14 protein-coding genes are annotated in these 26,016 nt (G+C 70.5%); 6 read left to right on the top strand and 8 right to left on the bottom strand.

All coding sequences use genetic code 11. The features are described from left to right. Nucleotides 1-20: 20 nt before the first annotated feature. Nucleotides 21-305, bottom strand: coding sequence for a DUF2631 domain-containing protein (locus D7D52_RS31705; protein ID WP_246023448.1), 285 nt, complete (start codon nucleotides 303-305; stop codon nucleotides 21-23). Between the two features lie 491 nt (nucleotides 306-796). Here D7D52_RS31705 and dxr point away from each other — a divergent pair, with 491 nt between their 5' ends. Continuing rightward, nucleotides 797-1,936 (top strand): 1-deoxy-D-xylulose-5-phosphate reductoisomerase, encoded by a 1,140-nt coding sequence (gene dxr / locus D7D52_RS31700; protein ID WP_120742273.1) that lies wholly within the window; start codon nucleotides 797-799, stop codon nucleotides 1,934-1,936. A 24-nt stretch (nucleotides 1,937-1,960) separates the two neighbouring features. Then, entirely contained in the window at nucleotides 1,961-3,166 is a 1,206-nt protein-coding gene (locus tag D7D52_RS31695; RefSeq protein WP_120742271.1) for a M50 family metallopeptidase, read from the top strand. Here D7D52_RS31695 and D7D52_RS31690 read toward each other — a convergent pair. After that, nucleotides 3,141-3,839, bottom strand: coding sequence for an endonuclease V (locus D7D52_RS31690; RefSeq protein WP_120742269.1), 699 nt, complete (start codon nucleotides 3,837-3,839; stop codon nucleotides 3,141-3,143). The two genes, D7D52_RS31695 and D7D52_RS31690, sit on opposite strands and share 26 nt — an antisense overlap. Before the next feature lie 207 nt (nucleotides 3,840-4,046). Between D7D52_RS31690 and ispG the strand changes: the two genes are divergently transcribed. From ispG to D7D52_RS31675, 3 genes are all read left to right on the top strand, one after another. Continuing rightward, complete coding sequence (gene ispG / locus D7D52_RS31685) at nucleotides 4,047-5,180, top strand: flavodoxin-dependent (E)-4-hydroxy-3-methylbut-2-enyl-diphosphate synthase (RefSeq protein WP_425464698.1); 1,134 nt, start codon at nucleotides 4,047-4,049, stop codon at nucleotides 5,178-5,180. A 127-nt stretch (nucleotides 5,181-5,307) separates the two neighbouring features. Next, complete coding sequence (locus D7D52_RS31680; protein ID WP_246023446.1) at nucleotides 5,308-6,171, top strand: GNAT family N-acetyltransferase; 864 nt, start codon at nucleotides 5,308-5,310, stop codon at nucleotides 6,169-6,171. 87 nt (nucleotides 6,172-6,258) lie between these two features. Further along, entirely contained in the window at nucleotides 6,259-8,058 is a 1,800-nt protein-coding gene (locus D7D52_RS31675) for a penicillin-binding transpeptidase domain-containing protein (protein ID WP_120742265.1), read from the top strand. A 3-nt stretch (nucleotides 8,059-8,061) separates the two neighbouring features. Here the strand turns inward: D7D52_RS31675 and D7D52_RS31670 are convergent, their stop codons facing one another. Together D7D52_RS31670 and D7D52_RS31665 are read right to left on the bottom strand one after the other, a co-directional pair. Continuing rightward, nucleotides 8,062-8,256 carry a hypothetical protein gene (locus tag D7D52_RS31670; protein WP_120742263.1) on the bottom strand — a complete coding sequence of 65 codons (195 nt, stop codon included), beginning with the start codon at nucleotides 8,254-8,256 and terminating at the stop codon, nucleotides 8,062-8,064. A gap of 199 nt (nucleotides 8,257-8,455) precedes the next feature. Continuing rightward, nucleotides 8,456-8,974: a peroxynitrite isomerase gene (locus tag D7D52_RS31665; protein WP_120742261.1), complete on the bottom strand. Its 519-nt coding sequence runs from the start codon at nucleotides 8,972-8,974 to the stop codon at nucleotides 8,456-8,458. A 153-nt stretch (nucleotides 8,975-9,127) separates the two neighbouring features. Between D7D52_RS31665 and D7D52_RS31660 the strand changes: the two genes are divergently transcribed. Continuing rightward, a complete protein-coding gene (locus D7D52_RS31660; protein ID WP_162958676.1) occupies nucleotides 9,128-9,991 on the top strand; it encodes an aromatic prenyltransferase in 864 nt (287 codons plus the stop codon). Between the two features lie 17 nt (nucleotides 9,992-10,008). Here the strand turns inward: D7D52_RS31660 and D7D52_RS31655 are convergent, their stop codons facing one another. From D7D52_RS31655 to D7D52_RS31640, 4 genes are read right to left on the bottom strand one after another with little or no spacing between them, the layout of a single operon-like run. Further along, on the bottom strand, nucleotides 10,009-10,830 hold the full coding sequence (locus tag D7D52_RS31655) for an ABC transporter permease (protein WP_120742257.1): 822 nt from the start codon (nucleotides 10,828-10,830) through the stop codon (nucleotides 10,009-10,011). Further along, entirely contained in the window at nucleotides 10,830-11,678 is an 849-nt protein-coding gene (locus tag D7D52_RS31650; RefSeq protein ID WP_120742255.1) for an ABC-2 transporter permease, read from the bottom strand. Before D7D52_RS31650 ends, D7D52_RS31655 begins: the two co-directional genes overlap by 1 nt. Then, on the bottom strand, nucleotides 11,675-12,703 hold the full coding sequence (locus D7D52_RS31645) for an ATP-binding cassette domain-containing protein (RefSeq protein WP_120744620.1): 1,029 nt from the start codon (nucleotides 12,701-12,703) through the stop codon (nucleotides 11,675-11,677). Before D7D52_RS31645 ends, D7D52_RS31650 begins: the two co-directional genes overlap by 4 nt. Before the next feature lie 53 nt (nucleotides 12,704-12,756). Beyond that, on the bottom strand, nucleotides 12,757-25,959 hold the full coding sequence (locus D7D52_RS31640; protein ID WP_120742253.1) for a non-ribosomal peptide synthetase: 13,203 nt from the start codon (nucleotides 25,957-25,959) through the stop codon (nucleotides 12,757-12,759). Between the last annotated feature and the right edge of the window lie 57 nt (nucleotides 25,960-26,016).

The following is a 26,016-nucleotide window of genomic DNA, read 5'->3' as shown; positions in this document are numbered from 1 at the left end:
GAATTCGTGCGCGGGTCGCGCTAGCGCGGGCGGCGCGACAGGATGGAGTCGCGAATCAGGACGAACGCGAGACCCACCGCGAAGAGGATCAGGAAGATGTAACCGACATTGCCGGTGCCCGAGGAGCTGCCCTGCTGGTTCTCGAACAGCATGGCCAGCAGGATCACGACGACGACCCAGCCCGCGGCGCGAGCGGTCCGGCGCGATTCACCGCTCCAGCCCCACGCGGCGGACGGAACCTCGGCGGTGTCGACCTTGGTGACGACATCCTTCGGGTGCGCGGGTTCCAGTTCCGTGGCGGCCACTTTGGCTCCTTTACGGCTCGAATCGATTGCTGGCCAATATCGTGACATACGACCCCGTGTCGTAGCGACCAGGGGTGAGGACAACTCTCGTAACTCTCAGGGGCAAGCCCCTGAAAGCCCCTGGCGGAGGTGGGCGTGTCCCGCAACTCGAAGGCGAGAGCGAAGCAGTGGCCGCGACTCGCGAATGAGGCTGAGCGCCCGCGACTCGCGAACAAGGCAGGGTGCGGGAGACTCGCGAATCAAGCAGGGTGCCCGCCACTCGCGAATCGAGCAGCCTGCCCGCCACCCGCGAATCAAGCAGGCTGCCCGCCACTCGCGAATCAAGCAGGCTGCCCGCCAGTCGCGAACCAAGCAGGCTGCCCGCGGCTCGCGAATCGAGCAGGGCCGAGAAGCTCGCGAATCGAGCAGGGCGCGCGAGACTGTGGGGCGGGGTGGCCCACGGCTGCGGGGCGGTGGGGTGTCTCGTGGTGGCGGCAAGGGACAATGGCGGCGTGTCCGACGTTGTGAGAGTTCTGCTGCTGGGTAGCACCGGGTCGATTGGTACGCAGGCGCTGGAGGTGATCGCCGCCAATCCCGACCGCTTCGAAGTGGTGGGTCTGGCTGCGCGCGGGGGCAATACGGAACTGCTGGCGCGGCAGATCGCGGCCACCGGGACCCGCAACGTGGCGGTCGCCGACGAGGCGGCGGCGGCGAAACTCGGTGTGGCGCTGGCCGGTCCGGATGCCGCGACCGAGCTGGTGCGGCGCACCGACGCCGATGTGGTGCTCAACGCGCTGGTCGGGTCGCTCGGGCTGGAGCCGACCCTCGCCACGCTGGAGTCGGGACGGCGACTCGCGCTGGCCAACAAGGAATCTCTGGTGGCGGGCGGCTCGCTGGTGACGCGGGCCGCCAAGCCCGGGCAGATCGTGCCGGTCGACTCCGAGCATTCGGCGCTGGCGCAGTGCCTGCGCGGCGGGCGCGCCCAGGAGGTGGCGAAACTCGTGCTCACCGCCTCGGGCGGGCCGTTTCGCGGCTGGACCACCGAGATGCTGGAATCGGTGAATCCGGCCGAGGCCAAGACCCATCCGACCTGGTCGATGGGGCCGATGAACACGCTCAACTCCGCGTCGCTGGTCAACAAGGGCCTGGAGTTGATCGAGACGCATCTGCTGTTCGGCGTCCCGTACGAGAACATCGACGTGACCGTGCACCCGCAATCCATCGTGCACTCCATGGTCACCTTCACCGACGGTTCGACGCTGGCGCAGGCCAGTCCGCCCGATATGAAGCTGCCGATCGCGCTCGCCCTGGGCTGGCCGGACCGGGTGCCGGGCGCGGCCGCCGCCTGTGACTTCTCCACCGCCGCCACCTGGACCTTCGAACCGGTCGACAACACCGTCTTCCCGGCGGTCGAACTGGCCCGGCGGGCGGGGCAGGCCGGCGGCTGCGTGACCGCGGTCTACAACGCCGCCAACGAGATCGCGGTGGAGGCATTCCTCGACGGGCTCATCCGTTTCCCGGATATCGTGCGAACCGTCACGCGGGTCGTGGAGTCCGCCGACCGGTGGAGCGGCGAACCCGGTAGCTTGGACGAGGTGCTCGCGGCCGATACGTGGGCGCGCGACACCGCACGCACGATCGTGCGCGGCTGACAGCAGAAGGGTTCGAAAAAGCGGATGGTCTACGCGCTCGGCTTCGTACTGTTCGCCCTCGGGATCACGGCCTCGGTCGCCCTGCACGAATGCGGCCACATGTGGACGGCGCAGGCCACCGGGATGAAGGTGCGCCGCTACTTCATCGGCTTCGGCCCCAAGGTGTTCTCGTGGCGGCGCGGTGAGACCGAATACGGTCTCAAGGCCCTGCCGCTGGGCGGGTTCTGCGATATCGCGGGCATGACCGCCCTCGACGAACTCGAGCCCGAGGAAATCGACCGGGCCATGTACCGGCAGGAGACCTGGAAGCGGCTGCTGGTCATGTCCGGCGGCATCCTGATGAACTTCCTGATCGGCTACCTGCTGATCGTGGTGCTCGCGGTCGGCTGGGGGCTGCCGCGTTTCGATCAGCCGCCGGAAACCCAGATCGGCAAGCTGGGCTGCGTCTCCAATGTCGATCCCAGCGATCACAAGAACCTGCTGCCGTGCACCGGCACCGGCCCGGCGGCCGTCGCCGGACTGCAGCAGGGCGACAAGGTCGTCAAGGTCGGTGACGTGCCGATCAAGACCTGGAAGGAATTCCAGGCGGAGACCCAGAAGCAGACCGGCCCGTTCACCTATACGTTCGTGCGCGACGGCCAGACCCTCACCCGCGAGGTCACCCCGCAGCTGGCGACCATCTACGACCAGCACGACAAGCCCAAGACGGTCGCGAAAGTCGGTGTGCAGCAGGACTATTACGCGCCGCTGCACTACAACGTCCTGTCGGCCATCCCCGCCGCGGGCGCCTTCACCGGCCAGATCGCCGTGCGCACCGTCGAATCCCTGGCCCAGATGCCGTCGAAGGTCGTCGACCTCTGGCATGCCGTCACCGGCGGCACCCGCGACCCGGAAACCCCCGTCTCGGTCTACGGCGCCTCGAAGATCGGCGGCGAGACCGCCCAGCACGGCCTGTGGTCGATGTTCATCCTGACCCTGGCGAGCCTGAACTTCTTCCTCGGCGCCTTCAACCTGCTGCCGTTGCTGCCGTTGGACGGCGGGCACATCGCCGTCGTCCTCTACGAGAAGCTCCGCAACGTCTTCCGCAACCGCAAGGGCCTGCCCGACGGCGCGCCCGTCGACTACCTCAAGCTGCTTCCGGCCACCTACGTGGTGGTCGTCCTCGGCGGCGCGTACATGGTCCTCACCCTGGTCGCAGACATCGTCAATCCGGTGAAACTGTTCCCGTAGCGGCGATTTCGCGCAGCAGGTCGCGGCAGAGCCGGTCGGCGCGGCGGGTGGTCTCGGGCTGGCGGAACTCGGGGGTGAGGGCGAGGACCTGGGCACAGGCGGTGTCGAGGTCGATGAGGTGGCCGACGGAGACGAAGACGGGTTTGACGTCGGTGCGGGTGCGCAGGGCGCGGCCGACCGGTTCGCCGTCGAGGGTGATGACGCTGGAGCTGCCGCGTGCGGGCGCGGGTTGCTCGAACTCGCCCCAGGCGTTCTTGGCCACCCCGAAGGTCGGGACGCCGGTCAGCAGGCCGATATGGCAGGCGAAGCCGAAGCGGCGGGGATGCGCCAGGCCCTGGGAGTCGCAGATCAGCAGATCCGGTGTGACGGTGAGGTTTTCGAGAGCGTCCAGGGTAGTGGGCAGCTCCCGGAAGGCCAGCAGGCCGGGCACGTAGGGAAAGTCGGTGGCGCCGCGGGCGGTGGCGATCTCGACGGTTTCCAGGGTGGTGATGTCGAGCACCACCACCGCGGCGACCACGTTGCCGTCGTCGTCGTAGGCGGAGTCCAGCCCGGCTACCGTCCGGAAACGGGGTGGCCGGGGATTATCGGCGATCACCCGGGTGCGCAGCTGATCTTGCAGTGCCGCAGCCGCTTCCGGGTCGGCGGGCCACGCATCCGGTTTCGCTACCTTCACAAACAGGACCGTAAACCTTCGCCGCCATTGCGACGAATAAGAACAGTAGGCCCCGGCCGATTCCGAGTCCCGCCTCCGGCCCGAGTACCCTTGTCGCCGCCGTCACAGGGCGACCGGTATTCGAGCGTCGGTAAGCTCGGAGCCGGTAAGGGTGAGGACTTAGTCGAAAGTAGGCAGCCGATCGTGAGCAGTGCCATCGCTTTGGGGATGCCGGCCGCACCGGCGGCCGTCCTCGCACCGCGGCGCAAGACGCGCCAGCTGATGGTGGGCAATGTCGGAGTGGGTAGCGAGTTCCCCGTTTCGGTCCAGTCGATGACCACCACCAAGACCCATGACATCAACGCCACCCTGCAGCAGATCGCGGAACTCACCGCGTCCGGTTGCGACATCGTGCGCGTGGCCTGCCCGCGTCAGGAGGACGCGGACGCGCTGGCGACCATCGCCAAGAAATCCCAGATCCCGGTGATCGCCGACATCCACTTCCAGCCGCGCTACATCTTCGCGGCCATCGACGCCGGCTGCGCGGCGGTCCGCGTGAACCCCGGCAACATCAAGGAATTCGACGGCCGCGTCAAGGAGGTCGCCAAGGCCGCCGGCGCCGCGGGCATCCCGCTGCGCATCGGCGTCAACGCGGGCTCCCTCGACAAGCGCCTGCTCGAGAAGTACGGCAAGGCCACCCCCGAAGCCCTCGTCGAATCCGCCCTCTGGGAAGCCTCGCTGTTCGAGGAGCACGGCTTCGGCGATATCAAGATCTCGGTCAAGCACAACGATCCGGTGGTCATGGTCGAGGCCTACCGCCAGCTCGCCGCCAAGTGCGACTACCCGCTGCACCTAGGCGTGACCGAGGCCGGCCCGGCGTTCCAGGGCACCATCAAGTCCGCCGTGGCCTTCGGCGCGCTGCTGAGCGAGGGCATCGGCGACACCATCCGCGTCTCCCTCTCGGCCCCGCCCGCCGAGGAGATCAAGGTCGGCACCCAGATCCTGCAGTCGCTCAACCTGCGTCCCCGCAAACTCGAGATCGTCTCCTGCCCCTCCTGCGGCCGCGCCCAGGTCGACGTCTACACCCTCGCCAACGCCGTCACCGCCGGCCTCGAGGGCATGGAGGTCCCGCTGCGCGTCGCCGTCATGGGCTGCGTCGTCAACGGTCCGGGCGAGGCCCGCGAAGCCGACCTCGGCGTCGCCTCCGGCAACGGCAAGGGCCAGATCTTCGTCAAGGGCGAAGTCATCAAGACCGTCCCCGAACACCTCATCGTCGAAACCCTCATCGAAGAGGCCATGCGTCTCGCCGACGAGATGGGCACGGACGCCGGCACCGGCGCCCCGGTCGTCACCGCCGGCTGACGCGAAAAGCCCTCGGCCCGATCTCCGGCAGCCCGCCGGGGGCCGGGCCGTTGTCGTTTGCGCTGGTGGGTGGGCGGGGGTGGGCAATCGGGGGGCACGGGTGGGGAAGTTCTGGCAGGCTGTTGGCGTGCGGAGTGTGCTGGAGCCTACTCGGCGGGGCCGGGCGGCTGGGGCCCGTCAGCTTGCGAACCGCGATCTGACTCAGGTTTTGCGTGTGCTCGACACCGATCCGGTGGCGACGTGCATGGTGGCGGCGCGCCTGCAGGAGTTCGGGCTGGACCCGCGGGGGGTCTACGGGGAGCTGTGGAGTCGGGGCGGGCCGGGGGAATCGCTGTGCTTCTCGGGGGCGAATCTGGTGCCGCTGCGGGGCGGGCGGGAGGATTTGAAGGCGTTCGCGGAGCGCGCGGTGAAGGGGCCGCGGCTGTGTTCGTCCGTGGTGGGGCGGCGCGAGCTGGCGTTGCCGCTGTGGGAATTGCTCAGCGAGCATTGGGGTCCGCCGCGGGAGCTGCGCGCGGATCAGCCGCTGCTGGCGTTGGAGCGACCCGCGAGCATCGCACCGGATCTGCGGGTGCGGCGGGTGCGGCCCGAGGAGATCGACCGCTACATGGTGGCGGCGGTGGCGATGTTCACCGAGGAGATCGGGATCGATCCGCGCTCCGGCGACGGCGGCCGCAGTTATCGCCGCCGAGTGTCCGGTTTGATCGAATCCGGCCGCGCCTGGGCGCGTTTCGAGGACGGCGAGGTGATCTTCAAGGCCGAGGTGGGCGCGCTCTCGCGGCGCACCGGCCAGATTCAGGGCGTGTGGGTGCATCCCGACCGGCGGGGTCAGGGCTACGGCACCGCGGGCACCGCGTCGGTCGCCAATGTCGTGGTCTCCTCCGGCCGCACCGCCAGCCTGTATGTCAACTGCTACAACGAGGTTGCCCGCCGCGCCTACCAGAAGATCGGATTCCGGCAGATCGCCACCTTTGCGACCGTGCTGCTGGACTGACCCCGTCCCTGTGAGATCGGGGTGAAATCCGTTCCGGTGCAGTGTGTCGCTCGGGTTTGCCGATAGTTGGCTCTAGCATTCCTCCCGATGTCACCACGGGTCTTGTCCACGCTGATCGCCGTCGCGGTCGCCCTCCCGGTCGGGCTCGCCGCGGCCGGTTGCTCGTCGGGTCCGCAGGGTCCGGCGCAGGCCGCCGAGGCGTTCGTCTCCGACTTCGCCGGCCATCGGGTGCAGGCGGCCGCCGACCGCACCAGCCAACCCGAAAAGGCCGGCGCCGCACTGACTTCGGCGTGGGATCGGCTGCAGGCGGAGAAGCTGGTCGCCACCACCGGCGATGCCCGCGTCACCGACGACACCGCCGTGGTCGACTACACCTACGAATGGCATCTGCCCAAGGACCGCGTCTGGACCTACCGGGGCCAGTTGCCGATGACCCGCACCGACGGCCGCTGGCAGGTGCGCTGGAGCGCCGCCGACATCCACCCGCAACTGGGCAATACCCAGACGCTGCAACTGCGTTCGACCCCCGCGCCGCGCGCTCGCGTGAACGAACGCTCCGGCAGCGATGTGCTGGTTCCCGGCACGCAGTATCGGGTGCTGTTCCAGCCGTCGATGTCCAAGGACCCGCGCGGCGTCGCGGCCACGCTCGCGAACACGCTGCGCCGCTTCGACGAACACCTGGCCCCGGATTCGCTGCTGAGCGCCGCCCGCAAGGCGCAGGGCCCCTACCCGGTCGTGACGCTCACGGAATGGGAGTTCGGACAGGTCAATTCGGACATTCTGGGTCTGTCGGGCGTTACGTTCACCAAGGAATACGATCTGGTCCCCACCGATCGCCGCTTCGCCCCCGACCTGATGACCCAGGTCCGCAAGACTGTCATCGACGAGGTCGACGGCAAGGCGGGCTGGAGCGTGGTGACCGTCAACGCCAATGGCGTGGATACCGATGTGCTCACCGAGGTCGCGCCGCAGACCGCCCCCTCGTTCTCCCTCAGCGTCGATCGCAATGTCCAGGACGCCGCGCAGCAGGCCGTGGACGCGCGCACCGAGCAGGCCATGATGGTGGTGTTGCAGCCGTCCACGGGCGCGATCCTGGCGATCGCCCAGAACGAGGAGGCCGACAAGGACGGCCCGGTCGCCGCGACCGGCCTCTACCCGCCCGGCTCCACGTTCAAGACGGTGACGGCCGCCGCGGCCATGACCGCCGGCCACACCACCCCGGACACCTCGGTCCCGTGCCCGAGCCAGATCACGGTGGGGGAGCGCACGATTCCCAACTACAACCTCTTCAGCGTCGGCACGGTGTCGATGGCCACCGCCTACGAACGCTCCTGCAACACGTCCTTCGCCAAGATCGCCTCCGAGCTGGGCGGCGAGGATCTGCGCACGGCCGCACAGTCATTGGGCCTGGGCCCGGATTACACGGTGGCGGGCCTGCCGACGGTGTCGGGTTCGGTGCCGGTCGACGACGACGAGGTGCAGCGCGCCGAGGACGGCATCGGTCAGGGCAAGGTGCTGGCCAGCCCGTTCGGCATGGCCCTGGTGGCGGCGACGGTCGCGCACGGTGCGACGCCCGTGCCGTATCTGATCGCCAACCATGCGACGCAGGTGTCGGGCTCGCGTGCGCCGGTGCGGCCGGAGGTGATCGACGGTCTGCGCCTGATGATGCGCAAGGTGGTGCTCGGCGGTACGGCCGAGCGCATCGTCGATCAGGGCGAGGTCTACGGCAAGACCGGTGAGGCCGAGGTGGACGGCGGTTCGCACGCGTGGTTCATCGGCTACCGCGGTGATCTGGCGTGGGCCACGCTGGTGGTGCGCGGCGGCAGTTCCGACAACGCGGTGGCGGTGACCCGCGACATGCTCACGGCGCTGCCGCAGGGGTATTGAGACTCAGCGTCCGTAGGCGTCGCCGCGCACGCAGGTCGCTGGATACAGTTGTCCGAGTGAGTCGCTGACGAAACGCTGCTGGGCCAGGGTCTTGCCGGGGGGTCCCTCCGCGGACGCGTCGCCGAGGATTTCGGTGACGCCGGCTCCCGCGAGGATCATGCCGGCGGTGGTGAGGAGCAAAAGGGCCGAGCGCTTCATATCCCTCTCCCTTGTGTGGGGACGAGTGTGTGACCCGAACGTGTGTGTCGGAGATTCACTGCTCATTAGGGTTGGCTGACTGTTTGCCAATGCAAGAAACGGTAATCGGTCACTCAGAGCAAAACAAGACATGAAAATGCCGCGGCAGTCCCCTCCGAAAGGGTTGCCGCAGGTCACATCATGGGTTGAATTCTGAAGTTCACCCTCGGTTCGTGCGCTGCATGGTCGCGGCGAGGTGATGGGTCAGCGGTTGCTCGACCGCCGCCATGCGCAGCGAGTATTCGAGGGTGTCGCCCGCGACGGTGATGGTGCGGCCCAGCGCGGTCACCGATTTGGCGCTGCTGCTCAGGCCGATCGCGGTCGAGTCGAGTTCGAGGCGCAGCTCGCCGTCCTCGGTGACGAGCCGTCCCTCGCAGATCTCGGTGATGCCGGTGGGGTGCGCCAGGATCAGCTCGATCCGATCGGGTCCGCTGGCGCGCAGATATCCGGTCTCGCTGTGCATGGGCCGGCTGCCGTCGGCGGCGCGGGTGCGCTGCCGGTAGGTCAGGAACGGCCGCCCGACATGGCCGAAGTGCACTTCCTCGAGGTACTCGAACGGCTGAATGGTCGGGTACTCGCCGCGGCCGCGTCCCCGCCAGGTCCCCAGCAGCGGGGCGAGGTGAGCGATATCGGGGTGCGGCGCGACGGGGGTTTCGGGTTCGAGCACGGCGGCCAGCATAGTGCGCCCGCGCGATCGCGGCGTCCGCTCGACGCGCCCACCGCCCGGTATTTACGGAAAGGGGACTGGATGAGGCGTTTCGCCCGCGCGGGGACGAATTGTCGGGTATCCACTGTGGGTATGGGCCCGTCTGATGTTCTGACCCTGGATCGGATGCGACGCGATTTTCAGGAGTTCGCCCGGCTCGCCGAGGCGCCGTACCGGGCGGCGGTGGTGGATCCGGTGCTCGAGACCCTCGAGGATCTGTGGACCACCTCGGTCGTCGGGGTGCGCACCACCACCCATCCGGTGCCGCGGCGCCGTCTGAACGTGCGATTGGTGAACGCCGGTGTCGAGGCCGACCCGGTGTCGAGGCTGCGCGCCGCCGGACTGCTCGAGTTCGTCGGCCATCCGATGGAACGGTTGCTCACCGAGATCCCCGCGGCCGTGCCCGTCTTCTTCGGCGTCGATGTCGACGTGGCGCACGGCGTCGAGAAGATCTGGATGATGTTTCCGGAGTTGATCGCCGTGGATCGAGTCCTGGCCTTCCCCGGCATGCCCGAGGCGGCCCGCGCCCACGCCGCCCACCTGCACCGCTACGGCGGCGAAATCGCGATCATGGCACTGGATTTCGGCAACCGCACGCTGAACCTCTATTCCCAGGTCCTCGCCCCCGGCGTGGTGACCCCCGCCGACATCACCACCATCCTGAGCGATCTCGCCTTCGTCGCCGCCACCCCCGAGGAGCTGGCCCTCCTCGACCGCACCTTCAACCTCTACCGCACCTTCTCCTGGAATTCCCCACGCATGCAACGCATCTGCTTCCCCGTCCGCTACGAAGCCGCCCGCTTTCCCACCCACCTCGACCCCGTCCTGGCCCGCTTCGTCGCCGCCGCACCCCACGCGACCACCGGCCCCCGCAATTTCACCTTCTACACCGCCTACGGCCCCACCGACCGCTACTACAAGATCCAAGCCGAATACACCGCCGCCCAACCCGCTACCTTCCCCGCCGGCGCCATCCCGCAGATCAATTAGCGTCAGCTCGATCAGCGTCAGCGGCGGCTGGCTCGGCGGTAGCCGTAGGCGGCGGGGATGGCGAAGGCGATGATGAGGCCGAGGGACCAGGCGATGGTGCTGGTGAGGGGGGTGGCGATGGGGCCGCCTTCGGCGAGGGCGCGCATGGTGTCGACGGCGACCGACATGGGCTGGTGTTGGACGACGGGGGTGATCCATTTCGGGTAGGCGGCGAGGGGGACGAAGCCGGTGCTGAAGAACATCAGCAGTGACGACAGCAGGGCGACGGCTTCGACGAGGGTGGATTTGGCGGTGAAGACCGCGATGGCGGTGACCATGGTGGCGAAGGCGAGGCCGAAAAGCACGGGGATCCACAGGAATGCGAAGGCTTGCAGCGGGCCCTGGCGGAACCGGAAGCCCAGTGCCATGCCGAAGCAGATGATGACCACGGTGCCGGCGAAGATGCGGCAGCCTTCGGCGAGGATGCGGGCGGCCAGCCCGGAGGCGCGGTGCACCGGCAGCACCCAGAACCGCGACAGGATCCCGGCCTCGCGTTCGCGTCCGAGCATGACGCCGCTGGCCACGGTCCCCGACAGCGCGCCGACCAGGGTGACCATCGGGGTGGACCCGTAGAGGGCGCTGTGCCCGGAGAATTTCTGGATCTGCGAGCCGACCACGATGTCGAGCATGAGCAGCAGCAGGCACGGGACGATGAGCGTCTCGAGCAGCGTGATCGGGTCGCGCACCCAGCGCAGCAGCAGTCGCTGGGTCTGAATCCAGGTGTGGCGCAGCAGGGCCGGGACGGAGGCCTCGCCGAAGACGAGGGTGTCGGTGGCCTGCGGCCGGTCGAGGGTGGCCATCACGACCTCTTCAGGTTCTGGCGGGCGATGAAGAACAGCGACACCGCGACGATGGCCGCGATCCACAGCAGCGGCGGTGTCATGAGCGACCAGGTGACGGGTGCGGATTTGCCGAGCCGGTCGCCGCCGAGCGCCCGCAGCCCCTCGGCGAACTGCGATACCGGCTGATTGCGCACGAAGAACTGCACCCAGTGCGGAAACTGGTGTGCGGGAGCCAATCCCGTGGACAGCATGCCGAGGATCAGCGGCGGCAGCACCAGCATCTGCGTAGTGGCCTCCGGGCTGCGGGTGAAGGTGCCGATGGCGTCCGCGCCGAGCGAGAAGGCGATGCCGATGAGCAGTCCCAGCGCCAGGAACCCGGCGGTGTGCAGGGCGCCGCCCTCGAAGCGGAAGCCGATGTAGTAGATGCTGGCCACCGCCGACACCAGTCCGATGAGCAGCCGGAACACATTGGCGGACATGCGCGCCGCGGCGGGCACCAGCGGATGCATGGGCATGGCGTCGAAACGCCGGTCCAGCCCGGACACCGCGTCGGTGGCGGCGCGGAAGGCCGCGGACACGGCGGTGAACGCGGCGGCCTGCAGAATGACGATGGGCGCCATGAACTGCGCGTAGCTGCTGAATCCCAGTCCGGCGAAGGTCATTACGCGATTGAGCGGAATGTAGAAGCTGATGGTGAAGGTGATGGGCGCGAGGATGGCGGTGACGATCTCGCCGGTCACGATGGCGGGCACGATGAGCCGCACCGTGAGCACCCACCACTGCGCCAGGGTGGCGGGGGTGGCGCGCAGGTCGGTGAGCCAGTTGCCGGCGGGCGCGACCGGACCGGCGGCGGGAAGGGCGGTCATGCCCGGGCTCGTTCGTCGCTGGTGTATCGGCCGTCGGCGGTCCGTACCCGGATCGAGGGCGAATCGTCCTCGGGCTCTTCGACTTCGGCGATGTGCCCGGTGAGTTCGATGAACACGTCGTCGAGCGAGGGCCGGCGCAGCGCGATGTCGACCAGTTCCAGCCCACTGGCGTCCAGCCGCCGCAGCGCTTCGGCGAGGGTTTTCGCGCCCGCGGGCGCCGGGATGGCGAGCCGGTCCGAATCTTCGTTCAGCGCTTCGCGATTGGCGTCGGGCAGCAGATCGCCGAGGGCGGCGGCCAGGGCGGGCAGGTCCTCCATGCGCGCCGGCACGATCTCGCAGTAGCTGCCGCCGATGCGGGCCTTGAGTTCGTCGGCGGTGCCCTGGGCGATGACCACGCCGTGGTCGATGACGATGATGCGATCGCAGAGCGCGTCGGCCTCTTCGAGGTACTGGGTGGTGAGCAGCGTGGTGATGCCGTGCTTGCGGAAACCGCCGACGAGATCCCACACCCCCTGGCGGCTGCGCGGATCCAGCCCGGTGGTGGGTTCGTCGAGGAACACGACCTCGGGCCGCACCACCAGCCCGCAGGCGATGTCGATGCGCCGCCGCATGCCGCCGGAGTAGGTGCCGACGCGTCGCCCGGCGGCCTGCACCAGATCGAATTCCGCGACCAGTTCGTCGGCGCGGGCGCGGGCGGCGCGTTTGCGCAACCCCATCAGCCGGCCGAACATGACGAGGTTCTCGTAGCCGGACAGGGCGTCGTCCAGGGCCGCGAATTGCCCGGTGAGCATGATGCTGCGCCGCACCGCGGCCGAGTCGTCGACGACGTCGTGCCCGGCGACGAGGGCGCGCCCGGCGTCGGGGGTGATGAGGGTGGACAGGATATTGACGGTGGTGGTCTTGCCCGCGCCGTTGGGGCCGAGAATGCCGAGCACCTCGCCGGGTGCGGCCTTGAAGGTGATGCCGCGCAACGCCTGCACCGCGCCGAACGACTTCTCGACGCCCTCCACGACCACGCCGTCCAGGCCGGCCGTACTGGTTTCCGCGTGTGCTGTATCGGGTGTGCCATGCTCGGTGTTCACGGCGTCCCTCCCCACTGTGTGTCGAGAATCCGGGCGATGGCCGCGAGCGCGTGCGGCGCGGTCATCTCGTCGTGGCTGACGTCGATGTCGTGGTTGGTGATGGTGCCGGTGATCCAGGGCCGCCAGCCCTCGGGGCCGAAGATGTCGGAGCTGTGCACCGTGGCGCTGAAATACAGTGCGTCGCCGTGGAATACGGGCCGCTGATACCCGGTGCGGGTGTCGGCGGAGGCATTGTAGGAGGCGGCCATGCGTTCGAGGGTGGCCGCGTCGACCAGCGACACCCCGCCCATGCGTTCCCGGATGAGGGCGGCGGCCTGTTCGGCGGTGGTGTCGGCGGGGATGTCGGTGATGCCGAACACCGACCCGAAGGCGGCGACGAAGGATCCGGCGGTGAGCTTCTCGATGCCGCCGCCGTCGATATCGGTGCTGTCCGCGTCGAGCAGGGCCAGGGTGGCGACCTCGTCTCCGATTGCCTCGAGCTGAGCGGCCATGGCGTGCGCGATCAGGCCGCCGAAGGACCATCCGAGCAGATGATAGGGCCCGTGCGGCTGGATCCTGCGGATTTCGGCCACGTAGCGCTCGGCGAAGTCGGCGATGCCGCGGGCGTGCGGCTCCCCGGACAGGTCGGGCGCCTGCAGCCCGTAGATGGGGCGGCCGGGAGCCAGCGCATCGGCGAGTCCGAGATAGGTCCAGGCGATGCCGGAGGAGGGGTGCACGCAGAACAGCGGCGCTTCGTCGCCGTCCGGCCGGATCGGCAACACCACGTCGAGGCCCAGTCCCGGCGCGGAATCCGCCTGTGCGGCAGCCAGTTCGGCGGCCGCGCGCCGCTCGCGCAGTTCGATCATGGTCTGGCGTTCGGCCTCGGCGGCGAGTTCGGCGGCCGGCGTGGTGGTGAAATACGCCGCGGCGCACAGCGCGTCGGTCCACAGGTGGGCCAGCATGGTGATTTCGTGTCGCGGCAGCAGGGTTTCGGGGAAGGTGAAGCTTGCCTGCAACCGGTCGCCGACCACGACCGCGTTGATCTCGATCTCGGCGGTGACCGGCACGTCGGAGTGTTCGCCGGCGTGCAGGTCGCCGAATTCGTCGGTGGGCAGCCAGCCGAGATCCTCCAGCCCGGCCGGAATGTCGGCGGTGGCGTAGCGGCCCAGGTAGTTGAATCCGATGCGCCCCGGCACGGCGGCGGGTAGCTGCGTGGCGGTGTCGGCGTTGAGATACCGCAGCATGCCGTACCCGATGCCCTTGTCCGGCACCTCCGCCAGCTGGTGTTTCACCGCGCGAATGGCCACGCCCATGGCGGGCCCGCCGGCGTAGGCGTCGCGAATCGAGATGTCGGGCAGGGCGAGTCGCAGGGGGTAGACGGTGGTGAACCAGCCGAGGGTGCGCGAGAGTTCGGCGCCCGGGACGATCTCCTGCTGGCGTCCGTGGCCCTCGAGCCGGATCAGCACCGATTCGATGGGCTCCATCCGCCAGCGCCGGATGGCCAGCGCGAGGCAGGCCAGCAGGGCGTCCTCCACGGTGCCGTCGAACAGGCCCGGCAGCGTGGTGAGCAGGCTGGTGGTGGTCTCGGCATCGAGTTCGACATCGACCGACCGCACCGTGGTCACCCGGTCGACGGCCGGATCCAGTTCCCGCGCAGCCAGTTTCGGGTCGTCGGTGGCGGCGATGTCGCGCCAGTAGTCGAGCTCGGCCACCCGTTCCGGCCGGTGCGCCGCCTCGGTGAGGGCATACGCCCAGCGCCGCATGGAGGTGCCGGTCTCAGGCAGGATCGGCGTCGCGCCGCCGCTGATCTGCGCCCAGGCCGCGATGAGGTCCGGGATGAGGATCCGCCACGACACCCCGTCGATCACCAGGTGGTGCGCCACCAGGATGAGCCGTCCGCGCCGATCGGCCGGGCTGTCGGGGGCGGGGTCGAGCCACACCAGCCGCAGCACGTCGCCGGTGGCGGGATCGAGCCGGTCGAGTGCGGAATCCAGTGCGGTGACCGCGAATTCGCGTAGTTCCACCCGGTCCGCGGTATCGAATTCGATGCGCTGCAGCAGCGCGTCGACCGCCACGCTGCCGGGCGGGCGGGTGCGCAGCCGCCACTCGCCGTCGACGACGGCGAGTTGCGCGCGCAGCATGTCGTGCTGGTCGACGACGGCGGTGACGGTGGCGACCAGCTGGTCGCGGTCGATGCCGCGCGGCAGTTCCAGCACCGCGGTCTGCGCGAATCGGCGGTGGTCGCCGCCGCGTTCGAGCATCCAGTGCACGATCGGGGTGAGCGGCAGTTCGCCGACCCCGCCGCCGGGCAGCTCCTCGAGCACCACGGTTTCGCCCGCGGCCGCGGCGAGCGCGGCCAGCGCGGCGACGGTGCGATGCTCGAACACCTGCAGCGGCGTCAGCTCGATCCCGCGCAACCGTGCGCGCGACACCAGCTGGATGGCGAGAATGCTGTCGCCGCCGAGCGCGAAGAACGAGTCGTGCACGCCGACGCGGCTGCGGCCCAGCAGTTCGCCGACGATCTCGGCCAGCACCGTCTCGAGTTCGGTGGTGGGGGCGCGATATTCGGTCTCGGCCGCGAAAACCGGTGCGGGCAGCGCCTTCCGATCGAGCTTGCCGACCGCGTTGAGCGGGATGGCGTCGAGCACCACGAATGCCGAGGGCACCATGTAGCCGGGTAGCCGGTCGGCGGCGTGGGCGCGCACGGCGACGGGGTCCACGTCGCGGCCGGGTTCGGGCAGCAGGTAGGCGGCCAGCGCGGTGGCGCCGCCGGGCCCGGGAACGCCCAGGGTGACCGCGAATTCGACGCCGTCGGCGGCCGCGAGCGCCGCGTCGATCTCGCCGAGTTCGATGCGCTGTCCGCGCACCTTCACCTGGAAGTCGGTGCGGCCCAGGTATTCCAGGCGCGGTTCGTCCAGGTAGCCGATCCAGCGCACCAGATCGCCGGTGCGGTAGAGCCTTTCCCCGGGCCGCCCGTACGGGTCGGCGACGAAGCGCGCGGCGGTGAGCCCGGGCCGGGCGTGATAGCCGCGCGCCAGTGCGGGCCCGGCCAGATACAGTTCCCCCGCCACTCCCATGGGCACCGGCCGCAGCCGCTCGTCCAGCACCAGCGTGCACGCGCCCCGGACGGGTGTGCCGATGGTGACCGGCTGTCCCGCCGCCAACGGCTCGGAAGCCGTTGCCCAGATGGTGAATTCGGTCGGCCCATAGAGGTTGATGAGGATGCGTCCGGTGGCCCAGCGCGCCACCAGATCCGGTCCTATGGCCTCGCCCGCCACCGCCAGCACCCGCACGCTCGACACCCGGTCCGGGTCGAGGGTGGCCAGCGCGGACGGCGTGATCACCAGATGGGTGACGCCCTGGGCGGCGATGAGTTCGGTGAGCGGGTCGCCGCCGAACACGTCGGGCGGCGCGACGATGGCGGTGCCGCCGGACCCGAACGCCATGAGCGCCTCGAACGCGGAGGCGTCGAAACTCGGTGAGGCGACCTGCAACACCCGGCAGTGCTCACCGAGCGCGAGCAGTTCGCGCTGGGCGCGCACCAGATCGCCCAGGCCGCGATGCGATACCGAGACGCCCTTGGGGGTGCCGGTGGACCCGGAGGTGTAGATCAGCCAGGCGGGCTGATCCGGGTGGGTGCGCATGGCTCGAATACGGCCCTGCCCCAGATCGATTCGCACGCTGGAGGCGTCGGGATCGTCGAGTACCAGCCAGCCCACGGTGTCGGGCAGCAGCGGCCGGTGCGCGCCGGTGGTGAGCCCCAGCAGCGCGCGGGAGTCGGTGAGCATGTGGTCGATGCGGTCCCGGGGGTGCCGCGGGTCGATCGGCAGGAACGTCGCACCGGCCTTGGCGCAGGCCCAGATCGCGGTGAGCAGCTCCACGCCGCGCGACAAGGCCAGCGCCACAATGGTTTCCGATCCGGCTCCGGCGGCCGACAGCTGCATGGCCAGTCGCTGGGAGGCGGTGTCCAGTTCCCGATACGACACCACGCGCCCGTCGGCGACGATGGCCGGGCACAGCCGGTGCGCGGTGGCGGCGGCCCGGAAAACCTGTGCCAGCGTGGTGGTTCCGGCCGGGCCGGGTCCGCGCAGCGGCACCAGCGCGGCCCGTTCGGCCGCGTCGAGCAGATCGATGTCCGACAGCCGCACGCGCGGATCGGCGGTGACGGCGGCCAGCACCCGCTGCCAGCGGGTCACCAGCCGTGCGGCGGTGGCCTCGTCGAACAGGTCGGTCGCGAAGGTGAGGGTGCCGTCGAGTCCGCTCGCGTCGCCCCCGGGCAGCGGGGTGCGCAGATCGAAGGTCAGATCGAATTGCGAGGCGTCCCGCCGGATGGGTTCCACCGCCACCCGCAGCCCCGGGAACTCCACGCTCGGCGGCGCGAAGTTCTGCAGCGACAGCGACACCTGGAACAGCGGATGCTGCGCGGTCGACCGCGGCGGATCCAGCACCTGCACCAGCCGTTCGAACGGCACCTCGGCATGGGCGAACGCGTCCAGATCGGTGGCCCGCACCCGGCCCAGGAATTCCCCGAACCCCTGGGCCGGATCCACCGGCGTGCGCAGGGCGAGGGTGTTGACGAACATTCCGACCAGGTCGTCCAGCGCCGCCTCCCCGCGTCCGGCGACGGCGGTCCCGATCAGCACGTCGTGCGTTCCGGCCAGCCGCGACAGCAGCACCGCCAGCGCGGCGTGCAACACCATGAACAGGCTGGTGTCGGTCGCCGCGGCCAATTCCACCAGCGCCGTGTGCAATTCGCCGTCGAGGTGGAAGTCGAGATCGGCGCTGCTCATGCTCTGCACCGCCGGCCGCGGCCGATCGGTCGGCAACTCCAGCACATCCGGTGTGGCGGCGAGCCGCTCACCCCAGTACCGGATCTGTTGCGCGGCACGCGATTCCGCATCCTTCTCGTCCCCGAGCAGCTCCCGCTGCCAGATCGAGTAGTCCGCGTACTGCACCCGCAACGGCGGCCGCTCGTCCTCGACTCCCGAACTGCGCGCGAGATACGCGGAGACCAGGTCGGTGGCCAGCGGTGCCATCGAGGCCCCGTCCGCACTGATGTGATGCACCACCAGCACCACCACATGCAGGTCGCCGGCCAGTCGCAGCAGCCCGACCCGCAGCGGGGACTCGCGAGTCAGATCGAAGCCGCTGCCGGTGAGCTCGGCGATCCGTTCCCGCAGTGGCGCACCGTCTCCGACCTCGGTGACCGCGATGTCGGGGGTGGCGGCGTCGGCGCCGAGCACCACCTGCCGGGGCCCCTCGGCGTCGGCGGGGTAGAGGGTGCGCAGGGTTTCGTGGCGCAGCACCACATCGGCGACGGCCTGGCGCAAGGCCCCGACGTCCAGTTCGCCGGTCAACCGCAGCGCCGCGGTGATGTTGTAGGCGGCGGAGGCGGGGTCGAGGCGGTTGAGCACCCACATGCGTTGCTGCGCCGGGGACAACGGGATGCGGTCGGGCCGGATGCGCGGGGCCAGCGTCGGCAGGCCCGGGATCTCGGTGCCGGGGACCACGCGGGCCGACAGTTGCGCGACGGTCGGCGCGTCGAACAGGTCGCGCAACGCCACGGTGGCGCCGAGGGCGGCATTGACCCGCGCCACCACGCGGGTCGCGGTCAGCGAGTTGCCGCCGAGCTCGAAGAACGAGCGGTCGATGCTGACGCGCTCGGTGTCGAGCACATCGGCGAAGACCTTCGCGACGGCCGTCTCCACGGGGGTGCGCGGGGCCAGATAGCGCTGGTCGAGCGTCGCGAAATCCGGTGCGGGCAGGGCGTTTCGGTCGAGTTTGCCGACCGGCGTCAGTGGCACGTCGTCTAGTTGAATGAGATAGCTGGGCACCATGTAGCCCGGCAGGGCGGCCGCGACGCGGGTGCGCAGCAGTTCGGTGTCGAGGGTTTCCCCGGCCGCGGCCACGACGTAGGACACCAGCACGGTCTGCCCGCCGGGCCCGGGCGCGCCGAGGGTGGCCGCGTATTCGACCTGGTCGTCGGCCGCCAGCACGGCGTCGATCTCGCCGAGTTCGATGCGCAGGCCGCGGATCTTGACCTGGAAGTCGCTGCGCCCCTGGTATTCCAGCTCCAGTTGTGCGCCCTCGCCCGTCTCGAGCTCCACCCAGCGCACCATGTCGCCGGTGCGGTACATGCGCGCCCCGGCCTGTGTGTACGGGTTGGCGACGAAACGCGCCGCGGTCAGCCCGAAGCGCTGGAAGTAGCCGCGCGCCAGGGCCGGCCCGGCCAGATACAGTTCGCCGGTCACCCCCACGGGCACCGGCCGCAGCCAGCTGTCGAGCACCAGCGCGGCCGCGCCCCGAATGGGCGAGCCGATGGTGATAGGTTCCCCGGGGCGCAGTTCCCCGGGCCCCGTCGCCCACACGCTGAACTCGGTGGGCCCGTACAGGTTCACCATGCGCCGCCCGGCCGACCAGGCCGCGACCAGTTCCGGCCCGGCCGCCTCCCCGGCGACCGACAGGCACGAAAGCTCGTCGAGCCCCGCGGGATTCATGGTGGCCAGCACCGACGGCGTGATGACCGCGTGGGTGACGCGTTCGCGGCGCAGCAGCTCCTCGAGCGCGCTGCCGCCGTACACGTCCGGCGGCGAGATGACCAGCCGCCCGCCCGCGCCGTGCGCCATGAGCAGTTCGTGCACCGAGGCGTCGAAGCTGGGCGAGGCGACCTGCAACGCGCTGGTGGTCTCGTCCAGATCCAGCAGACTCTGCTGGGAGGCAACGAGATTCGACAGCCCGCGATGGCTCAGCAGCACGGCTTTGGGTTTGCCGGTGGACCCGGAGGTGTAGATGAGGTAGGCGGTCTGGGCCAGGGTGATCGGCCCGCCGCGTTCGGCGTCGGTGATGTGCGCGTCCGACAGGGTCATGACGCGGCGAATGGTGTTGAGGTCGTCGAGCAGCAGCCAGTCGATGCTGCCGGGCAGCGTCTCGCCGACCTCGCTGACCGTCACGCCGATGGGTGCGCGGGAGTCGGTGAGAATGTGCTCGATGCGCTCGACCGGATAGTTGGGGTCCAGCGGCAGGAACGCCGCCCCCGTCTTGGCCAGCGCCCACACCGCCACCACCGATTCCACCGATCGGGTCAGCGCCAGCACCACGAAGGTCTCGCGACCGACGCCGCGCCGCAACAGCACTCGCGCGAACCGGTTGGACCAGCTGTCGAGATCGCGATAGGTCATGCTCAGCTCGCCGGCGCTGACCGCGATGCCGTCCGGATTGGCGCGCGCCCCCGCGGCCAGGATGTCGGGCAGGGTGCGCAGCGGTGTCGGCGGACCGCCGCGCACGGGCAGCAGCCGGGCCCGTTCGAGCGGATCGCAGTGCTGCAGTTGGGCGGTGCGCCGCCGCGGATGGTCGGCGATCTGGTCGAGCAGCAGCACGAAGCGGTCCAGCAGCCGCCGCGCCGAGGCCTCCGGCAGCTCGTCGGCCATGAATTTGACGGTGACGCGCAGGCTTTCGCCGCCGTCGGCGGCGCGCTGTGGAATCACCATGAGGTTCAACGGGTACGGGGTGGCGTCGGTGCCGGACACGTCCAGGATGCGCATGCCCGCGATATCCAGTGCCCGCGAGAGTGTTTCGCGGTCGATCGGATAGGACTCGAACACGGTGAGGGTGTCGAACAGTTCGGGCAGCCCGACCGCGCGGTGAATGGCGGCCAGCCCCACCTGCTGGTGATCCAGCAGCCGCGCCTGCTCGTCCTGCACCCGGGCCAGCAGATCCGCCACGCGCTCACCGGGATCCAGCCGCACCCGCACCGGCAGGGTATTGATGAACAGCCCCACCATGTCCTCGACCCCGCCCAGCTGCGGCGGCCGCCCGGAGACGGTGCCGCCGAACACCACGTCGGTGCGGCCGGTGAGCATGGCCAGCAGCAGCGCCCATCCGGTCTGCACCGCGGTGTTCACGGTGGCCCCGGCCGCGCGCACGGTCGCGGTGATCCGCTCCAGCCGGGCGGTCGGGTACTCCACCGACACCATGCCGGATTCGGTGGAGGTGATGCCCGCCAGCGTCGGCACCGCACGGGTAGGGGAGTCGACCCCCGCCAGCGCCTCGGTCCAGACGGCGAGCGAGGCGGCCTCGTCCTGTTCGTCAAGCCACGACAGGAATTCGCGATACGAGTGCGCCGGGGTCTGCGGGATCTCGTGGCCGGTGACGGCGGCCAGATACCCGGCCAGCAGCTCCCGCACCACCAGCGGGGTCGACCAACCGTCAAGGGCCAGATGGTGATTGGTCATCAGCAGCGTGTACGCCTCGGCGTCGGTGCGCACCAGGCTGAAACGCAGCAGCGGCGGCCGCGCCAGATCGAAACGGGTGCCCGCGTCCACGGCGATCAGCCGCGCCAGCTCCCGCTGCCGCTCCGCCGGCTCGGGAATATCGGTGAGATCGACGTCGTGCCACGGGATCTCGGCGTCGTCCAGGACGATCTGCCGGGGCCCGTCGGCGGTCTCCACGAAGGCGACCCGCAGCACCTCGTGCCGCCGCAGCACCGCCGCGGCGGCGGTGCGCAGCCGCGCCGAGTCGACCCGACCGGCCAGCGCCAGCTGGGTCTGCACAGTGTATCCGTCGGCGGTGTCGGTGTCGTAGCGGGCGTGGAACAGCAGCCCGTACTGCAGGGGCGACAGCGGCCAGATGTCGGTGAGGCTCGGGTATTCGCGTTCCCAGCCCTCGATCTCGCGCTGCGACACCGCCACCAGCGGGAAATCCGACGGCGTGTGCCCGCCCGCGCCGTCGCGGCGGGCGTGGGCGACCAGCGCGGTGACCGCGCGCCCCCACAGCTGCGCCAGCTCCCGGACCTGCCGGGCGCCCAGGACGCGCGACGCGTACGCCCAGCTGACCTCGATACCGGCGGCGGTGTGGAAGGCGTTGATGTCGACGACGGCTTCCAGCGGTGCGCGATCGTCCTGGGTGGAGGCGAATCGCACCGGCGCCCACGGTGTTTCGGGTCCGCCGGGATTCTCGACCCCCGCACCCGTGCGCCCGAGATAGTTGAAGCTCAGCTGCGGTGCCGGCGCGTCCGCGAACTCGGCGGCGGTCTCGGGATCGAGGTGGCGCAGCATGCCGAAGCCCACGCCCTTGTCGGGGATGGCCCGCAGCTGTTCCTTGACCGCCTTGAGCGCCGCCCCCGCGGCCGGGCCGCCCCGGAAGGCGTCGTCGAGATCGATGCCGTCGAGGTCGAAGGCGACCGGGAACAGGCTGGTGAACCAGCCGATGGTGCGGGAGATGTCGGCCCCGGGCAGGATCGACTCCTCCCGGCCGTGACCCTCCACCATGAGCAGGGTGCGCGGGGTGCCGCGCAGCTTCCCGACCGCCAGCGCGAGCGCGGTCAGCAGCGCGTCGTCGAGCCCGCAGTGGAAGCGCTGCGGCAGGTATTCCTGTGCGGCCGCGGCGGTGTCGGCGTCGACGACGGTGCGCAGCATGCCCATGGTCTCGACGGTGTCGACCGCCGGATCCAGGGCGCGGGCGCCCAGCCGCGGGTCGGGGGTGGCGAGAATCCTGCGCCACCGGGGCATTTCACCGATGCGGGCGCGGGTCTGCTCGACCTGGCCGTGCGCCCAGCGCCGGAACGAGGTCCCCACCGGCGCGAGCGTCCCGCCCGCCCACGCGGTCGCCAGATCCGGCAGCAGAATCCGCCAGGACACGCCGTCGGTGACGAGATGGTGCAGCACCACCCACAGCAGCGGCAGCGCGTCGGCGCGTTCGACGAGCACGAATCGGGCCACGATCCCGGCGGCCGGATCCAGCAGGTCGGCGGCGCGCTGCAATTCGTCCTCACCGTCGCTGTCGGCGGCGGCGGTGACGGTCTCGACGAGCGCACCGGCCTCGACGGTGCCGGGCGCGCCGACCTGCCAGCTCCAGCCGCCGGCGGCGTGAGTCACGGTGCTGCGCAACAGATCGTGCCGGTCCAGCAGCGCCTGCACGGCGGCGGTGAGCCCGGCGGCGTCGAGGTCGGGGGGCAGCGCGATCAGCACGGCCTGCGCGAAGCGCGGCCAGGTGTCGCCCTGCGCGAGCATGGTGTGCACGATCGGGGTCAGCGCCACCGGTCCGGTCCCGCCGCCGGGCAGCTCCTCGATCACGGGGGCGGTGACCTCGGTCGCCACCGCGGCGAGCGCGGCAACGGTCTTGTGCTCGAACACATCCCGGGCGCGCAATCCCAGCCCGGCCGCCTTGGCGCGGGCCACCAGCTGGATGGCCACGATGCTGTCGCCGCCGAGGAGGAAGAAGTTGTCGTCCGCCGCAGCGGATTCCACGCCCAGCACGGCCGCGAACACCTCGGCCAGCGCGCGTTCGCGCTCGGTGGCCGGCGCCCGCCCGGCCCGGGTGCGCGCGCCGAAATCGGGCCGGGGCAACGCGCGCCGGTCCACCTTGCCCGCCGGGGTGAGCGGCAGGGTGTCGAGGACCATCACCACCGCGGGCACCATGTGCGCCGGAAGCTGCCGCGCCACCGTCGCTTTCACGTCCTCCGGGTCGAGGCCCGCGCTCGCCAGCACGTACGACACCAGCGCGGTCGCCCCGCCGGGCGTGGTCGCGCCGACCGTGATCGCCATCTCGACACCCGGATGCCGCGCCACCGCCGCATCCACCTCGCCGAGTTCGATGCGGAACCCCCGCACCTTCACCTGGGTGTCGCCGCGCCCCAGATACTCCAGTTCCCAGCGGCCGTTGCGCCGCCGCCACCGCACCAGATCCCCGGTACGGTACAGGCGCTCACCGCTCGCGAACGGGTTGGCCACGAAGCGTTCCGCGCTCAACCCGATGCGCTGGTGATATCCGCGCGCCAGGCCCGCCCCGCCCAGATACAGCTCGCCGAGCACGCCCGGCGGCACCGGCCGCAGCCACGGATCCAGCACCACCGCCGACACTCCGCGCGCGGGCGCGCCGATGGTGATCGGATCACCCGGGACCAGCGGTGCGCTGAGGGTGGCGGTGACGGTGGCCTCGGTCGGGCCGTACCCGTTGAGGACGCAGCGTCCCGCCCAGCGCACCGGCAGCTCCGGCGGGCACGAGTCGCCGCCCACCACCACGGTCCGCAGCCGCGGCAAGGTGTCGGGTTCCAGCGAACCCGCCACGGCCGGCGTCACATTCAGATGCGTGACCTCCAGGGTGCGCAGCACCCGCGCCAGCTCGTCGCCCGCGTAGGCGGCGGGCGGCACCACGCCCACGGTCGCCCCAACCGCCAGCGCGATCAGCAGCTCCTCGATGGAGATGTCGAAACTGGGCGACACCGCGTGCGCCACCACCGCGTCCGAACCCACCCCGAAAGCACCCCCGGACCCGGTGACCAGATCGGTGAGGCCGCGATGGGTGACCGCGACACCCTTGGGCAGGCCGGTCGACCCGGAGGTGTAGATGAGGTAGGCGATCTGCTCCAGCCGCACAGGGGCGCGCCGGTCGACGTCGGTGAGCGGGCTGGAATCGGTTGCGGCCAACCGCTGTTCGATGCCGGGATCGTCGAGGATCAGCCAGTCGACGCGATCCGGCAGCGCGTCGCGCGAGCCCGCCACCGTCACCCCGGCGACCACGCCGCTGTCGGCGACCATGTGCTCGAGCCGATCGCTGGGATAGGTGGGGTCGATGGGCACGAACGCCGCACCGGTGTACGCCACCGCGCACATGGCCAGCACCGACTCCGCCGAGCGGGGGATCGAGATCGCCACGGCGCGTTCGGGTCCCGCGCCCGCCGCGATCAGCACCCGCGCCAGCCGGTGCGCGGCCTCGCTGAGCTCCCGATAGGTGTAGGCGGTGCCGTCCGCCCGCAGCGCGATGGCGGCGGGGGCGCGTTCGGCCCCGGCGGCGAGAATCTCCGGCAGCGTCCGCGCGTGCGCGCCGTCGCGGCCGCGCGCGGGCACCAGTTCCGCACGTTCCCCGTCGAGCAGCGCGCCGATCGCGGTCAGCCGGCCCTCGACGCCCGCGGCCAGGAATCGATGCAGAAACGCCAGGAACCGGGCGTGCAGGCCCGCGAGCTCGGTCTCGCCGTAGCGGTTCGGGTTGGCCTGGAAGTCGATGTGGGTGCGTTCGCCGCCGACGCCGGGATAGACGTTCACGAACAGGTCGTCGATGAGCCCCGAGGTCAGCACGTGCAGCCGTCCGGTGACCCCGCCCAGCTTGATCCGGGTGTCGGCGAGCATGAGGTTGACCGTCGGCCCGAACCCGCCGACCTCGTCCATGGCCCAGCCGAGATCGCGGATGATGTCCTCCTGCCGGTACCGCTGCCGGCGCAGGGCCGCGGTCAGCTCGGCCTGGGTGGCGCGGATCAGGTCACCGACGGTGGCGGCCGGGGTCGGATGCAGCCGCAGCGGCACCACATTGGCGACCATGCCGCCGGAGCGGCGCAGGGTGGCGGTGGTGCGGCCGGACACCGGCAGGCTCAGCACGATCTCACCCGCGCCCGTCATGGCGGCGACGAACGCGGCGAACGCGGCCACCACCACCGGGGCCGGGCTGGTGGACAGGGCCGCGGTCGTCGAATCCAGCAGGGCCGCCGTCGATTCCGGCAGCGCGCCGCTGAGCAGGCGCGGATGGGCGTCGACCGCGCCGGTGCGCCTGCCCAGGGTCACCGGTTCGGGCATGCCCGTCAGATGGTCGCGCCAGTAATCCCGGTCGGCGGCCAGCCTGTCCGAATCCCGGTAGGCCGCATCGGCTTCCACGATGCGCCGCAGCGGCTCGGCCTTGCCCGGCGGAATCTCCTGTCCGGCGGCCACCGCGTTGTAGATCTCGGAGGTGCGCTGCAGCATGGTCAGCGCGCCGACGCCGTCGAGGGCGATGTGATGGAAGCGCGAATACCAGTACCAGCGGTCGGGGGCCAGCCGCAGCATGGCGACCTGGCACAGCCGATCCCGGGTGAGATCCAGCGCCGCGGTGTACTCGGCGTGCATCCAGGCCCGGGCCGCCGCCTCCGGATCGGGGGCGTCGCTCAGATCCACCGTCGGGATGGTGTCGTCGAGTCCGGTGTCCACGAGTTGCCAAGGCAGCTCGTCGATTTCGATCAGCCGCAGATAGCCGGTGCCGAACTCGCGCCCGGCCCGCCGCGCCGCGTCGGCCAGCGCCGCCACGTCGACCGCGCCGCCGAACTCGACGTACTGGGCGATCGAGAAGGGGGTGTCACCGGCCAGCTGCTGGGCGAACCAGATGCCGCGCTGCGCGGCCGAGAGCGCGAACGCCGCGCCCGGATCGGGGCGAGGCGGCCCAGCAGGGGTGGCGGTGGACAGGGTGCTGCTGGAAGCCATTCTGAAACATCCTGCGGGCTACGAGGATTCGGTGCGGCGGCGGCCGCCGCACCCGGC

It is taken from the genome of Nocardia yunnanensis (genome assembly GCF_003626895.1).
GTDB classification, from domain to species: Bacteria; Actinomycetota; Actinomycetes; order Mycobacteriales; family Mycobacteriaceae; genus Nocardia; species Nocardia yunnanensis.
The sequence above is the reverse complement of the archived record's forward strand: the minus strand, read 5'-3'. Positions and strand labels throughout refer to the sequence as shown.